Genomic DNA, 15,337 nt, shown 5'->3' on the forward strand with positions numbered 1-15,337 from the left:
GAGATTTGATGGCTTACTCTGTTCAAAAGTCGCGCCTGGCAAAGGTTGCGGGTGTTTCGCTTGTTTTATTACTCGCTGCCTGTAGTTCTGACTCACGCTATAAGCGTCAGGTCAGTGGTGATGAAGCCTACCTGGAAGCGGCACCGCTTGCGGAGCTTCATGCCCCGGCTGGAATGATTTTGCCGGTGACCTCCGGTGATTATGCAATCCCGGTGACCAACGGTAGTGGTGCTGTCGGTAAGGCGCTGGACATTCGTCCACCAGCCCAGCCGCTGGCACTGGTTTCTGGCGCGCGTACCCAGTTCACGGGCGATACCGCTTCATTGCTGGTGGAAAATGGTCGTGGCAATACTCTGTGGCCGCAGGTGGTTAGCGTGCTGCAGGCGAAAAACTACACCATCACCCAACGTGATGATGCTGGTCAGACACTGACCACCGATTGGGTACAATGGAACCGTCTGGACGAAGACGAGCAGTATCGTGGTCGTTATCAAATCTCTGTTAAGCCGCAGGGTTATCAGCAGGCGGTTACGGTTAAACTGCTGAACCTGGAACAGGCGGGCAAACCGGTTGCAGACGTGGCTTCCATGCAGCGTTACAGCACGGAGATGATGAACGTTATTTCCGCTGGTCTGGATAAATCTGCCACTGACGCCGCGAACGCTGCGCAAAATCGTGCCTCCACCACTATGGACGTACAAAGTGCAGCTGATGACACCGGTTTACCAATGCTGGTCGTACGCGGGCCGTTCAATGTGGTTTGGCAACGTCTGCCAGCGGCGCTGGAAAAAGTGGGCATGAAAGTGACCGACAGCACCCGTTCGCAGGGCAACATGGCCGTAACTTATAAGCCGCTGTCTGACAGCGACTGGCAGGAACTGGGCGCGAGCGATCCAGGCCTGGCATCCGGTGACTATAAACTGCAGGTTGGCGATTTAGATAACCGTAGCAGCCTACAGTTCATCGATCCGAAAGGTCATACTCTGACTCAGAGTCAGAACGACGCGCTGGTAGCTGTCTTCCAGGCTGCGTTTAGCAAGTAAAAATACAGGGCTGGAATCATCCGGCCCTTTTTTCTGATATGATACGCAAACGTGTGCGTCGGCAGGAAAACGCGATTTTAGCGGTAATTCGCACGAAATTTGTTTGTCGGACGTAGTTCGGATAAGGCGTTCACGCCGCATCCGACAAAACATCCGGCACACCAGACAGCAAAAGATTTTAAAACGTTAATTCACACCCAGGAGTGATAAAGATGCAAAAGCAAGCTGAGTTGTATCGTGGTAAAGCGAAAACCGTATACAGCACGGAAAACCCGGACCTGTTGGTGCTCGAATTCCGCAATGATACGTCAGCAGGGGATGGCGCGCGCATTGAGCAGTTTGATCGCAAAGGTATGGTGAACAACAAGTTCAACTACTTCATTATGAGCAAACTGGCTGAAGCGGGTATCCCGACTCAAATGGAGCGTCTGCTCTCCGATACCGAATGTCTGGTGAAAAAGCTGGATATGGTGCCGGTTGAGTGTGTCGTGCGTAACCGTGCTGCTGGCTCTCTGGTGAAACGTCTTGGAATCGAAGAAGGTATTGAGCTGAACCCGCCGCTGTTTGATCTGTTCCTGAAAAACGACGCCATGCACGATCCGATGGTCAACGAATCTTACTGCGAAACCTTTGGCTGGGTGAGCAAAGAGAACCTGGCGCGTATGAAAGAGCTGACCTACAAAGCGAACGACGTGCTGAAAAAACTGTTCGATGATGCTGGTCTGATTCTGGTCGACTTCAAGCTGGAATTTGGTCTGTACAAAGGCGAAGTGGTACTGGGTGATGAGTTCTCCCCGGACGGTAGCCGCCTGTGGGACAAAGAAACGCTGGAGAAAATGGACAAAGACCGTTTCCGCCAGAGCCTCGGTGGCCTGATCGAGGCCTATGAAGCCGTCGCCCGCCGCCTGGGTGTACAGCTGGACTGATTTTTCTGTTCATCATCTTGCCGTGCTGCTGGCACGGCAAGACAACCATTCTCGTAAGATGTGCATTGAACGCTCATTCCTCCGCCATTTCATCCCGCTTTCCTGTGGTAATCTTCCTCTGAACCACCTACGATCATTTCTATAATGAATATATTGTTGAGGTATCTATGCGTTGGCAAGGGCGACGTGAAAGTGACAATGTTGAAGACAGGCGCAATAGCTCCGGCGGTCCGTCAATGGGCGGTCCCGGTTTCCGTCTGCCGAGCGGTAAAGGCGGGCTGATTTTACTGATAGTCGTGCTGGTTGCAGGCTACTATGGCGTTGATTTAACCGGGTTGGTGACCGGGCAGCCGGTTTCTCAACAGCAATCAACGCGGTCAATTAGCCCAAATGAAGACGAAGCCGCAAAATTCACCTCGGTGATTCTGGCAACCACGGAAGACACCTGGGGACAACAGTTCGAGAAGATGGGTAAGACCTATCAGCAACCGAAGCTGGTCATGTACCGTGGAATGACGCGTACCGGATGCGGGGCGGGCCAGTCCATAATGGGGCCGTTCTATTGCCCGGCGGATGGCACGGTTTATATCGATCTCTCCTTCTATGATGACATGAAAGACAAACTTGGCGCGGATGGCGATTTTGCCCAGGGGTACGTTATCGCCCATGAAGTCGGTCATCATGTGCAGAAACTGTTAGGCATCGAGCCGAAAGTTCGTCAACTGCAACAAAACGCGACGCAGGCGGAAGTGAACCGCTTATCTGTGCGTATGGAACTCCAGGCCGACTGTTTTGCCGGTGTCTGGGGGCATAGTATGCAGCAGCAAGGCGTTCTGGAAACCGGCGATCTGGAAGAGGCGCTGAACGCGGCGCAGGCCATCGGCGATGACCGTTTACAACAGCAAAGTCAGGGGCGAGTAGTACCAGACAGTTTCACTCATGGCACTTCTCAGCAACGCTACAGCTGGTTTAAACGTGGTTTCGACAGCGGCGATCCGGCACAATGCAATACTTTTGGTAAAAGCATTTAACTTCCGGGGCAGGGATGGCTGAACTGACTGCGCTTCACACATTAACAGCGCAAATGAAACGTGAAGGGATCCGCCGCTTGCTGGTGTTGAGCGGGGAAGAGGGTTGGTGTTTTGATCATGCGCTTAAGTTACGTGATGCCTTACCTGGCGACTGGCTGTGGATTTCGCCGCAGCCAGATGCTGAAAACCACTGTTCTCCCTCGGCGCTACAAACTTTACTTGGGCGCGAGTTCCGGCATGCGGTATTCGACGCCCGCCACGGCTTTGATGCCGCTGCCTTTGCCGCACTTAGCGGAACGTTGAAAGCGGGAAGCTGGCTGGTTTTGTTACTCCCTGTATGGGAAGAGTGGGAAAACCAACCTGATGCCGACTCGCTGCGCTGGAGTGATTGCCCTGACCCTATTGCGACGCCGCATTTTGTCCAGCATTTCAAACGCGTACTTACGGCGGATAACGACGCTATCTTCTGGCGGCAAAACCAGCCGTTCTCGTTGGCGCATTTTACTCCCCGTACTGACTGGCACCCCGCGACCGGCGCACCACAACCAGAACAACAGCAAATCTTACAGCAGCTACTGACCATGCCGTCGGGCGTGGCAGCGGTAACTGCTGCGCGTGGGCGCGGTAAATCGGCGCTGGCAGGGCAACTCATTTCTCGTATTGCGGGCAGTGCGATTGTCACCGCGCCCGCAAAAGCGGCAACGGATGTACTGGCACAATTTGCGGGCGAGAAGTTTCGCTTTATTGCGCCGGATGCCTTGTTAGCCAGCGATGAGCAAGCCGACTGGCTGGTGGTCGATGAAGCCGCAGCCATACCTGCGCCGTTGTTGCATCAACTGGTATCGCGTTTTCCTCGAACGTTGTTAACCACTACGGTGCAGGGCTACGAAGGCACCGGACGTGGTTTTTTGCTGAAATTTTGCGCTCGCTTTCCGCATTTACACCGTTTTGAACTGCAACAGCCGATCCGCTGGGCACAGGGATGCCCGCTGGAAAAAATGGTTAGTAATGCACTGGTTTTTGACGATGAAAACTTCACCCATACACCACAAGGCAATATTGTCATTTCCGCATTTGAACAGACGTTATGGCGAATCGAGCCAGAAACGCCGTTAAAGGTTTATCAGTTATTGTCTGGTGCGCACTACCGGACTTCGCCACTGGATTTACGCCGCATGATGGATGCACCAGGGCAACATTTTTTACAGGCGGCTGGCGAAAACGAGATTGCCGGAGCGCTGTGGCTGGTGGATGAGGGTGGATTATCTCAAGAACTCAGTCAGGCGGTATGGGCAGGTTTTCGTCGCCCGCGGGGTAATCTGGTGGCCCAGTCGCTGGCGGCGCACGGCAGCAATCCACTGGCGGCGACATTGCGTGGACGGCGGGTCAGCCGGATAGCAGTTCATCCGGCGCGTCAGCGCGAAGGCGTTGGGCAACAGCTCATTGCCAGCGCTTTGCAATATAGGCCTGGCCTCGACTATCTTTCGGTGAGTTTTGGTTACACCGGGGAGTTATGGCGTTTCTGGCAACGCTGCGGTTTTGTGCTGGTGCGAATGGGTAATCATCGTGAAGCCAGCAGCGGTTGCTATACGGCGATGGCGCTGTTACCGATGAGTGATGCGGGTAAACAGCTGGCTGAACGTGAGCATTACCGTTTACGTCGCGATGCGCAAGCTCTCGCGCAGTGGAATGGCGAAACACTCCCTGTTGATCCACTAAACAATGCCGTCCTTTCTGACGACGACTGGCTTGAACTGGCCGGTTTTGCTTTCGCTCATCGTCCGCTATTAACATCGTTAGGTTGCTTATTGCGTCTGCTACAAACCAGTGAACTGGCATTACCGGCGCTGCGTGGGCGTTTACAGAAAAACGTCAGCGACGCGCAGTTATGTACCACACTTAAACTTTCAGGCCGCAAGATGTTACTGGTCCGTCAGCGGGAAGAGGCCGCACAGGCGCTGTTCGCACTTAATGATGTTCGCACTGAGCGTCTGCGCGATCGCATAACGCAATGGCAATTTTTTCACTGACTCCTTCAATTTTCTCCCATGGTCATTGTGAGTCAGCGGCGTAAAATTAATGACATCAGTTAAGGAGTTCGCCATGAAACATGACCATTTTGTTGTTCAAAGCCCGGATAAACCTGCGCAACAGTTGTTACTGCTTTTCCACGGTGTCGGGGATAACCCGGTGGCAATGGGGGAAATAGGCAGCTGGTTTGCGCCGCTATTTCCTGATGCGCTGGTGGTGAGTGTCGGTGGCGCGGAGCCGAGCGGTAATCCGGCGGGGCGTCAGTGGTTTTCGGTGCAGGGTATTACGGAAGATAATCGCCAGGCGCGTGTGGATGCCATCATGCCGACGTTTATTGAGACGGTGCGCTACTGGCAGAAACAGAGCGGAGTAGGGGCTAACGCCACGGCGCTAATTGGTTTCTCACAAGGCGCGATTATGGCGCTGGAGAGCATTAAAGCCGAACCGGGCCTTGCTTCGCGCGTCATTGCCTTTAACGGACGCTATGCGAGCCTGCCGGAAACCGCGTCTACAGCCACGACAATTCACTTGATTCATGGTGGTGAAGATCCGGTTATCGATCTGGCGCATGCGGTTGCGGCGCAGGAAGCGTTAATCAGTGCCGGTGGTGACGTGACGCTGGATATCGTGGAGGATTTAGGCCATGCGATCGACAATCGCAGTATGCAATTTGCCCTGGATCACTTGCGTTATACCATTCCGAAACATTATTTCGACGAAGCGCTAAGCGGCGGTAAGCCTGGCGATGATGATGTGATTGAAATGATGTAATAATAGCCGGGTAGGCCTGATAAGACCGTATCAGGCATCATGGCCGGATGCGGCGTTAACGCCTTATCCGGCCACTTAGCTTACTTCTTCGGTTGATCCTTTTTCGGCCAGTCGTCGTCATCGTCCCACTTATCGTTGAAATCACGATGCGGGGGAAGCTCCGGCTTGTTGGCGAGAAATTTCTTATGGTCGACGCGCTTGAGATCTTTAATCACGTTCAGCAGGACGCCTACCAAAAAGACAATCACCAGAATCCACCAATATTTAGCCAGCCAGTCCATGCTTATTTCCTCTTGCAGAACCACTCATCACGCGACGAGCTGTTCCATGATACGTTGATACATACGGGCAAGTAGCTGCAGGTCGGCAGCGTTCACACATTCATTAATTTTATGAATAGTGGCATTGACCGGCCCGAGTTCCACCACCTGCGCCCCCATGCGAGCAATAAAGCGCCCGTCGGACGTTCCGCCTGTGGTCAGTAGCTGCGGTTTAATTTCATTATAGTGCTCAACCGCGTTAACGACCGCATCCACCAGTTTACCGCGCGCGGTCAAAAATGGCTGCCCGGAAAGCCACCAATCCACCGTATAGCGCAGTTGATGTTTTTCAAGCAGGGCAAGCACCTGCGCTTTGATCATCTCATCAGTCAGTTCGGTGCTGAAGCGGAAGTTAAACTGCACAAACAGTTCACCCGGAATAACGTTGTTACTGCCCGTTCCCGCCTGAATATTGGCAATCTGCATACTGGTCGCCGGGAAGAATTCATTGCCCTGATCCCACTCAATAGCCACTAATTCATTAAGGAAAGGTGCTGCGCGATGTACCGGATTGTCAGCCAGATGTGGGTAGGCAACATGCCCCTGAACGCCATGAATGGTTAGGTTGCAGGTTAACGATCCGCGACGACCATTTTTCACCACATCACCTACCACTTCGATACTCGACGGTTCGCCGACCAGGCAGTAATCGAGACGCTCATTACGTGCCATTAACGCTTCGACGACTTTTACCGTACCATTGTGTGCACTGGCTTCTTCATCAGAGGTGATCAGAAATGCCAGTCGCCCCGTATGGTTGGGATGTTGTGCGACAAAACGTTCTGCAGCTACCACCATTGCCGCCAGTGAGCCTTTCATATCTGCCGCACCGCGCCCGAATAACATGCCGTCACGAATGGTCGGTTCAAACGGCGGATTGATCCAACGGTCGGCGTCGCCAGGCGGCACCACGTCGGTATGCCCGGCAAAGGCCAATGTTTCACCTTGCCCACGCCATGCCCAAAAATTCTGCGTATCGGCAAAGTCCATGCGTTCAACGGTAAAACCGATCGCCTGCAAACGTTCAATCAACAAAGCCTGGCATCCTGCGTCATCAGGACTCAGGGAAGGGCGGCGAATAAGCTGTTGTGTCAGCTCAATAACCGGGCACGACATAGACTACACCTCATGGAAAAATTGCTGATAACTGGAATCACTGAAACCCAGCAGCATAGGCTTACCAGGCGCGCAGAGCAATGGACGTTTGATAATTGCAGGCATTTCAGTCATTAATGCCGCCGCAGAGGCCGCATCGGTGATTTTATTGCGGGTGGTTTCGTCCAGTTTACGCCAGGTTGTACCACGGGTGTTGAGTAACGCTTCCCAGCCTAATTCGTTGATAAAACCGTTCAATAATTCGCTGTCCAGCCCATCGACGCGGTAATCATGAAAACGATAGTCGATGTTATTGGCTTCCAGCCAACGGCGAGCCTTTTTAATGGTGTCACAATTTTTGATGCCGTAAAGTGTAACCATAATGAATCCTTTTTCGATTTATGAGAATAAATACTCATTTAAGAGTGAAAACATTTTGCCTGCAAATGATTATCAGGAAATATAACATTATCGAAGTATTCAAATTAACAACTATTAAATAATATTAAACATTTTTAACGTAAACATTAAGAATATTCATCTTGTTATCTGTCTGTATTTTAACCAGAATTAAATCAGTATTAGATGCCGTATGAATATCTCGAAATGTTGCTGTGTATCACATACAAATCATCACCGCAGGACCATAGTATTTACATAAGGTTTGTCCCCCGGAGGTAGTCTTCGCAGCAATCGAGTAAATTAGCTTCACCACGGTATATTGTTTCCGTAGAATACCCATAATTATAAGAGAGGTTGTTATGATTGAACGTGAACTGGGGAACTGGAAAGACTTTATCGAAGTTATGCTTCGTAAGTAATTCCTGAGACAAAGTACAAACAGCAAGAACCCGCTGAGCAGGTTCTTAATCGGAAAGTTGAAAAAGGCGACACATTAGCATGTCGCCTTTTTTATTGCTTATTCCGGGCGCGGCTTCAGCGGGAAGCGGCGGCGCACCAGCACAAAGAACAGCGGCACGAAGTAAATAGCCAGAATAGTGGCTGAAATCATCCCGCCCATTACGCCAGTACCCACCGCATGCTGACCACCGGAACCGGCACCCGTGCTGGTTGCCATTGGCAATACGCCGAAGATAAATGCCAGCGAGGTCATTAGAATCGGGCGTAAACGCTGACGGCAGGCGTGGAGCGTCGCTTCAAACAGGTCGTGGCCTTTTTGGTTCATCTCGTTAGCAAACTCGACGATTAGGATGGCGTTTTTCGCCGATAAACCAATGACCGTTAACAGGCCCACCTGGAAGTAAACGTCGTTTTCCAGCCCGCGCATCCAGGTTGCCAGCAGCGCGCCGATTACCCCCAGCGGCACGACCAGCATTACCGAGAACGGTACCGACCAGCTTTCATACAACGCCGCCAGACACAGGAATACCACCAGCAAGGAAATAGCGTACAGCGCCGGAGCCTGCGCGCCGGAAAGCCGCTCCTGATACGACATCGCCGTCCACTCCAGACCAAAGCCGTTTGGCAACTGCTTCACTAACGATTCCATAATATCCATCGCCGTACCGGTACTGACCCCCGGTGCGGCTTCCCCAACAATCTCAACCGCAGAATAACCGTTATAGCGTTCCAGACGCGGCGAGCCTGTCTCCCAGCGTGAGGTCGCGAAAGCAGAGAAGGGCACCATGCCGCCATCTTTATTTCGGACATACCAGAGATTAATGTCATCTGGCAGCATGCGATACGGCGCAGCTGCCTGCACATAGACTTTCTTCACGCGACCGCGATCAATAAAGTCATTCACATAGCTCGAACCCCAGGCGGTTTGCAGTGTGTCGTTAATATCGTCGATAGCAACGCCCAGCGCCTGAGCTTTACGCTGGTCGATATCAATCTGCAACTGCGGACTGTCGTCGAGGCCGTTATGGCGCACACGGGTTAGCTCCGGGTTTTCCGCCGCCAGCGCCAGCAACTGGTTACGTGCTGCCATCAGCGCATCGTGACCTGCTCCAGCGTGGTCCTGCAACTCCATATCAAAACCCGCAGAACTACCAAGACCGCTAATTGCTGGCGGGCTGCTGGCGATAACGCGAGCTTCTTTAATCTTGTTAAACGCCTTCGTTGCACGCTCGATAATGGCAAATGAGGTGCCGGTCTTACTGTCGCGTTCGCTCCAGTCTTTCAGGCGGATAAACATTCGCGCCACGTTTTGCCCGTTGCCCCCAGGGCCAGAGCCAACGGTGGCAAACACCGACATGATGTTGTCTTTTTCATGGGTGAAGTAATATTTCTCGATTTGCTCAACGACTTTCAGGGTCTGTTGTTGGGTTGAACCGCTGGGCAATTGTACCGAGGTAGTAAACATGCCACGGTCTTCCAGCGGTAAGAACGACGTCGGCAAACGCAGGAACAGGAACACCATGCCGCCAAGCAGCAGGACATAAATCACAATCCAGCGCAGGCTACGGTGGAGAATTTTCGCCACCCCTTTTTCGTAGCGTTCGGCGTTGCGGTTAAACATCTGGTTAAACCAGGCAAAAAAGCCTTTTTGCCCGTGATGCTCACCTTTTTTCAGTGGCTTAAGTAGTGTGGCACACAGAGCCGGAGTGAGGATCATCGCTACCAGTACTGACAGCACCATCGCCGCAACAATGGTAATAGAGAACTGGCGATAGATGGCACCGGTGGTGCCGCCGAAGAAGGCCATTGGTACAAATACCGCCGAAAGCACCATCGCAATCCCGACCAGTGCCCCCTGGATCTGCCCCATCGATTTACGTGTGGCTTCGCGAGGAGTGAGTCCTTCCTCACTCATAATACGTTCGACGTTTTCCACCACCACGATGGCGTCATCCACCAGCAGACCGATCGCCAGCACCATCGCGAACATGGTTAAGGTGTTGACGCTGTAACCGAAGGCGTAAAGTACGGAGAAGGTTCCCATCAACACCACCGGCACGGCGATAGTGGGTATCAGCGTGGCGCGGAAGTTTTGCAGGAACAGATACATAACGAGGAAAACCAGGGCGATAGCTTCCAGCAGCGTTTTCACCACGTCTTCAATGGAGGCTTTAACAAACGAGGTGGTTTCATACGCCACCTTGTATTCCAGTCCGTGCGGGAAGTACTGCGCCAGCTCGTCGAGACGATTGAGCACCAGCTCCGCTGTCGCCATTTCGTTTGCGCCGGAGGCCAGTTTTACCCCCAGCCCGGAGGCTGGCTTACCATTGAAGCGGCTAAGATAATCGTATTTCTCCGCCCCCATTTCGACGGTGGCGACATCGCCCAGCCTTACCTCTGAGCCGTCCTGATTCACCCGCAAGGTGATATCGCGGAACTGTTCTGGTGTTTGCAGCAGTGACTGGGCGTTAATGGTGGCGTTGAGCGCCTGCTTATCGACGGAAGGTGTACCCCCAAGTTGCCCAACCGCAATCTGCGCGTTCTGTGACTCAATGGCATCAGTGACATCTTTAGCCGTCATCTGGAAACTGTTGAGTTTCGCCGGGTCCAGCCAGATACGCATGGAATATTGCGAACCATAGGCATCGATATCCCCGACGCCATTCACGCGGCTTAACGGGTCCTGAATATTACTGGCAACATAATCAGCAATATCCTGTTTATCCATCGAACCATCGGTAGAGACGAAGGCAATGGTCAGAATGTTGGTATCGCCGGTTTTACGCACCGTCACGCCCTGATTTTGCACCGCCTGCGGTAACTTTCGCATGGCTGATTGCAGCTGGTTTTGTACTTGCTGCACGGCTTCGTCCGGATCGGTGCCTGCTTTAAAACTTAAAGTGACAGATGCCTGACCGGTGCCACTGCTCTGAGATGACATATACATGAGATTATCGAGGCCGGTCATATTTTGCTCGATAACCTGGGTCACGGTGTTTTCCAGCGTCTGGGCCGATGCGCCGGGATAGTTAGCGGTCACTCGCACATTCGGTGGCGCGAGATCGGGGTATTGTTCAACGGGCAATGAAAAAATCGCCAGGGTACCTGTCAGACACAACAGGATTGCCAGCACCCAGGCAAAAATGGGGCGATCAATAAAGAAATTCGCCATTAAAAGAGGACCTCGTGTTTCTGCGTATCGTTGTAGGCTTGACTTGCTTCACTGTAGCGGCAAGGTACGAGCCAATCGTGGAGAAAAAAAGGAGTTAATGTAAATTATCATGCCCTTTTATACTGAATCTTAAGTGCAAGTATTCTTTGGTCAGTAGGAGGCATTACATCAACTGACTTTCCTCACCCTCCGCAGAGCGAAAGCTAATACTCACTAACGTGCCGCCGCCGGAAGGTTGTGAAAAAGTCAGCGTCCCACCTAGCCGTTCCGCGCGTTCGCGCATGATATTCAGACCATAATGACCTTCGGGTTCTTTCGGTTCACCGATACCAATCCCGTTATCACGGATATAAACCGTGTGATTGCCGTCCGGCGCGGTGACGCAACTGACGGCGATTTCGCTGGCGTTGGCGTGCTTCATCGCATTCAGCACCGCTTCGCGAATAATTTGCAACAAATGCACCTGCATTTGCGCATCCAGTGCCAGGGTTGGCAGACGGCAGTCGAGGGTCAGTTTGGCGCTGGTTTGATTTTGTAACGTATCCAGCATTTCCCTCAACGCGGAGGGGAGATCCGCCTGCTGCAGCGTCAGGCGGAAAGTAGTCAACAGCTCGCGTAACTGCCGATAAGCATCATTCAACGCCTGGGAAAAATCGGCCATGATACTTTGTGCGGTGGCGTTATCTTCCGGTATCGAACGCTTCAGTAACGTCAACTGGATACGTAAGTAAGAAAGTACCTGAGCCAGCGAGTCGTGCAATTCGCGGGCGATGGTTGCACGTTCTTCCATCAACAATAACTGCTGAAAATGCTTCTGCGCCTGATTAAAGTACAAACCGCGTCCCAGCATCGACGAAACGCTGTTAAGCAGCGGTTCTGATGATGAAACGTGACTATTTTGCCAGTGCAGTTCGCCGTAAACCGTCTCTTGCATTGTCACCGGTAAAATCTGCATCGGCAATTCCGGGTTTGGTTGCCCTTCGCTAATCCGCCAGTTTTCACCGACATTTAACTCCAGATATTCAGCCGCTTCATTGTCGCGAACAATCTGCAAAATATGGCGGAAACAATGCACATCAATCTGGCTGGTGTTCAGCGCCTGCGAACATTGATACAACACCTCCAGACGACGCTTGGCCTCGTGGAGATCGCGGGTCTTTTCTTCTACTGACGCCTCCAGCGAACGGTACAATTTATGTAGCTCGCTCGACATCTGGTTAAAGGTTTTTGCAAGCAGGCCAAGCTCATTCGGCAGGCTGGTATCCAGCGGTGGCGAGTCGAACTGTCCGTGTTCAATACGCTGACTGGCGGTAACCAGCTGATTCAGCGGGGCAACCACCTGATGGCGTATGCGGCGCAAAGTAAAAAAGACCAGCGTGAAAATACCGATGCCGCCAGCCAGGGAAATCGCCACCACCAGCAGCATTTTGCGTTCAGCGTAGTGCTGTAAAGCCAGCACGAACAGGTCTATCTGATTAACATAATTATTAATATTGGCCTGATACCACGGCAAATCGCCCTTGCTGAGCCGATTATTCATCTCCAGCCAGTTGGCATTCAGATGCGCATAGCGAGTTTTTACTGCTTCTGGCACATACCAGACGTTGAGATTGGTTAATACCGGTGAATGCAGTGCCTGCTGAAATAACTGGCGATGTGCATTGAGTTGTGGACTGCCACTTTGCAAGTCGTAGCCCAGGCGGTAACTCTGCATACGCAGCGATCCGGCAATATTGATAGCCTCAGCGTCGCGCAAACTGCTCGCCAGAGTTAGCAGAGCGATACCCGTGGAAAGAATCGACAGCAGCACAATGTAAAAAAAGGCCCGGGCCAGACTGGCCGAGACGGGTCGTTTAACAATCACACGCGTCTTCTCCACAAAAAATCATTAATGTTCCAGTTCGCTGAAACGCAATTTAGTCAGTGATGGGATTATTTGATCTGCCACAGTTTATAGCGAAATAGTTACTTATTCTGGGCACATGAACATTGCCGATTCCCCTGTAAGTCGGGTAATAACAACACTCATATAAAGAATAAGGTTTTTACAACCAAAAAAGAAGGTCGTTATGAATCGTTTTATTATGGCCAACAGTCAGCAATGTCTGGGTTGTCATGCTTGTGAAATCGCTTGTGTCATGGCTCACAATGATGAGCAACATGTCCTGAGCCAACATCATTTTCATCCCCGAATTACGGTTATCAAACATCAGCAGCAACGTAGTGCAGTGACCTGTCACCATTGTGAAGATGCGCCCTGCGCCCGTAGCTGCCCTAATGGCGCAATCAGCCACGTTGATGACAGCATTCAGGTCAATCAGCAAAAGTGTATTGGCTGTAAATCCTGCGTGGTGGCCTGTCCGTTTGGTACGATGCAAATCGTCCTGACACCCGTCGCAGCGGGCAAAGTTAAAGCCACGGCGCATAAATGCGACCTTTGTGCAGGGCGCGAAAATGGTCCTGCCTGTGTCGAGAATTGCCCGGCGGACGCGCTGCAACTGGTCACTGATGCCGCACTCTCCGGCATGGCGAAATCCCGCCGCTTGCGCACCGCACGTCAGGAACATCAACCGTGGCATGCCAGTACCGCTGCACAAGAAATGCCGGTAATGAGTAAAGTCGAACAAATGCAGGCAACGCCCGCGCGTGGCGAGCCGGATAAACTGGCGATTGAAGCGCGAAAAACCGGTTTTGATGAAATTTATCTGCCATTCCGTGCCGATCAGGCACAACGGGAAGCCTCGCGCTGCCTTAAGTGCGGCGAGCATAGCGTTTGTGAATGGACCTGCCCGCTGCATAACCATATTCCGCAGTGGATTGAACTGGTGAAAGCCGGAGATATCGACGCCGCCGTCGAGCTTTCTCACCAGACCAACACCCTGCCTGAAATTACCGGGCGCGTTTGCCCGCAAGACCGGCTGTGCGAAGGTGCCTGCACCATTCGCGATGAGCACGGCGCGGTAACTATCGGCAACATTGAACGCTACATTTCGGATCAGGCGCTGGCGAAAGGTTGGCGCCCTGACTTAAGCCATGTCACCAAAGTGGACAAGCGGGTGGCGATTATCGGTGCAGGTCCGGCAGGGCTGGCCTGTGCGGATGTTCTGACCCGCAATGGCGTGGCGGTGACGGTGTACGATCGCCATCCAGAAATCGGTGGCTTGCTCACTTTCGGCATTCCTTCTTTCAAACTGGATAAATCCCTGCTGGCACGCCGTCGGGAAATCTTCAGCGCGATGGGGATTCACTTCGAACTCAATTGTGAAGTGGGTAAAGATGTCTCTTTGGATTCGCTTTTGGAACAATACGACGCGGTCTTCGTTGGCGTAGGCACTTACCGTTCCATGAAAGCGGGTTTACCCAATGAAGATGCGCCGGGCGTTTATGACGCGCTGCCGTTCCTCATCGCCAACACTAAACAGGTGATGGGGCTCGAAGAGCTACCGGAAGAGCCGTTTATCAATACCGCCGGACTTAACGTCGTGGTACTGGGCGGCGGCGACACCGCGATGGACTGTGTGCGTACTGCGCTGCGCCACGGCGCGAGTAACGTCACCTGCGCTTATCGTCGTGATGAAGCTAACATGCCAGGCTCGAAGAAAGAGGTGAAGAACGCCCGCGAAGAGGGGGCCAACTTCGAATTTAACGTCCAGCCGGTGGCGCTTGAGCTGAATGAACAAGGTCACGTCTGCGGGATTCGTTTCCTGCGCACGCGTCTTGGCGAGCCGGATGCCCAGGGGCGTAGGCGTCCAGTGCCGGTGGAAGGCAGTGAATTTGTCATGCCAGCCGACGCGGTGATTATGGCGTTTGGCTTCAATCCGCACGGGATGCCGTGGCTGGAGTCGCACGGTGTAACGGTAGACAAATGGGGCCGCATCATCGCGGATGTGGAAAGCCAGTACCGTTACCAGACCACCAATCCGAAAATCTTCGCCGGTGGCGACGCCGTGCGTGGTGCGGATCTGGTGGTTACCGCAATGGCAGAAGGACGTCATGCGGCACAGGGGATTATTGACTGGCTGGGGGTAAAATCAGTCAAATCTCACTGATAGCCTGCGCAGACAAACCCGACTTCACAGCGTAAGAT

Annotated in this window: 12 protein-coding genes; 7 read left to right on the plus strand and 5 right to left on the minus strand. The window is 52.7% G+C overall.

Features of this window, described 5'->3' with window-relative positions; translation table 11 throughout:
- Nucleotides 1–8 precede the first annotated feature (8 nt).
- The 5 genes from bamC (at nt 9) to ypfH (ending at nt 5,802) form a co-directional block, all read left to right on the plus strand.
- Nucleotides 9–1,043 (plus strand): outer membrane protein assembly factor BamC, encoded by a 1,035-nt coding sequence (bamC, locus tag ACJHW7_RS04545; protein ID WP_218355750.1) that lies wholly within the window; start codon nt 9–11, stop codon nt 1,041–1,043.
- A gap of 212 nt (nt 1,044–1,255) precedes the next feature.
- Nucleotides 1,256–1,969, plus strand: coding sequence for a phosphoribosylaminoimidazolesuccinocarboxamide synthase (gene purC, locus ACJHW7_RS04550; RefSeq protein ID WP_001295467.1), 714 nt, complete (start codon nt 1,256–1,258; stop codon nt 1,967–1,969).
- Nucleotides 1,970–2,136: 167 nt separating this feature from the next.
- Nucleotides 2,137–3,000, plus strand: coding sequence for a neutral zinc metallopeptidase (locus tag ACJHW7_RS04555; protein WP_021557070.1), 864 nt, complete (start codon nt 2,137–2,139; stop codon nt 2,998–3,000).
- A gap of 14 nt (nt 3,001–3,014) precedes the next feature.
- Nucleotides 3,015–5,030, plus strand: coding sequence for a tRNA cytosine(34) acetyltransferase TmcA (tmcA, locus tag ACJHW7_RS04560; RefSeq protein ID WP_021557069.1), 2,016 nt, complete (start codon nt 3,015–3,017; stop codon nt 5,028–5,030).
- Nucleotides 5,031–5,103: 73 nt separating this feature from the next.
- Nucleotides 5,104–5,802, plus strand: a complete 699-nt coding sequence (ypfH, locus tag ACJHW7_RS04565; RefSeq protein ID WP_000679812.1) for an esterase — start codon at nt 5,104–5,106, stop codon at nt 5,800–5,802.
- 80 nt (nt 5,803–5,882) lie between these two features.
- On the opposite strand, the gene ACJHW7_RS04570 is transcribed toward ypfH, so the two are convergent.
- From ACJHW7_RS04570 to ACJHW7_RS04580, 3 genes are read right to left on the minus strand one after another with little or no spacing between them, the layout of a single operon-like run.
- Nucleotides 5,883–6,083 (minus strand): YpfN family protein, encoded by a 201-nt coding sequence (locus ACJHW7_RS04570; protein ID WP_000383836.1) that lies wholly within the window; start codon nt 6,081–6,083, stop codon nt 5,883–5,885.
- A 27-nt stretch (nt 6,084–6,110) separates the two neighbouring features.
- Entirely contained in the window at nt 6,111–7,238 is a 1,128-nt protein-coding gene (gene dapE, locus ACJHW7_RS04575) for a succinyl-diaminopimelate desuccinylase (protein WP_001277801.1), read from the minus strand.
- 3 nt (nt 7,239–7,241) lie between these two features.
- Nucleotides 7,242–7,598: an ArsC family reductase gene (locus ACJHW7_RS04580; protein WP_000258247.1), complete on the minus strand. Its 357-nt coding sequence runs from the start codon at nt 7,596–7,598 to the stop codon at nt 7,242–7,244.
- 380 nt (nt 7,599–7,978) lie between these two features.
- Between ACJHW7_RS04580 and ypfM the strand changes: the two genes are divergently transcribed.
- Nucleotides 7,979–8,038 carry a protein YpfM gene (ypfM, locus tag ACJHW7_RS04585; protein ID WP_001386977.1) on the plus strand — a complete coding sequence of 20 codons (60 nt, stop codon included), beginning with the start codon at nt 7,979–7,981 and terminating at the stop codon, nt 8,036–8,038.
- Nucleotides 8,039–8,136: 98 nt separating this feature from the next.
- Here ypfM and acrD read toward each other — a convergent pair whose 3' ends face one another.
- Both acrD and narQ read right to left on the minus strand, forming a co-directional pair.
- Nucleotides 8,137–11,250: a multidrug efflux RND transporter permease AcrD gene (acrD, locus tag ACJHW7_RS04590; protein ID WP_021557068.1), complete on the minus strand. Its 3,114-nt coding sequence runs from the start codon at nt 11,248–11,250 to the stop codon at nt 8,137–8,139.
- A gap of 163 nt (nt 11,251–11,413) precedes the next feature.
- Nucleotides 11,414–13,114 (minus strand): nitrate/nitrite two-component system sensor histidine kinase NarQ, encoded by a 1,701-nt coding sequence (gene narQ, locus ACJHW7_RS04595; protein ID WP_001307936.1) that lies wholly within the window; start codon nt 13,112–13,114, stop codon nt 11,414–11,416.
- 205 nt (nt 13,115–13,319) lie between these two features.
- Here narQ and aegA point away from each other — a divergent pair, with 205 nt between their 5' ends.
- On the plus strand, nt 13,320–15,299 hold the full coding sequence (gene aegA, locus ACJHW7_RS04600; RefSeq protein WP_001078835.1) for a formate-dependent uric acid utilization protein AegA: 1,980 nt from the start codon (nt 13,320–13,322) through the stop codon (nt 15,297–15,299).
- The last annotated feature ends 38 nt before the right edge of the window (nt 15,300–15,337 follow it).

Origin of the sequence: Escherichia sp. WS1152, assembly GCF_046487665.1 — a bacterium.
Taxonomy (GTDB): Bacteria; Pseudomonadota; Gammaproteobacteria; order Enterobacterales; family Enterobacteriaceae; genus Escherichia; species Escherichia coli.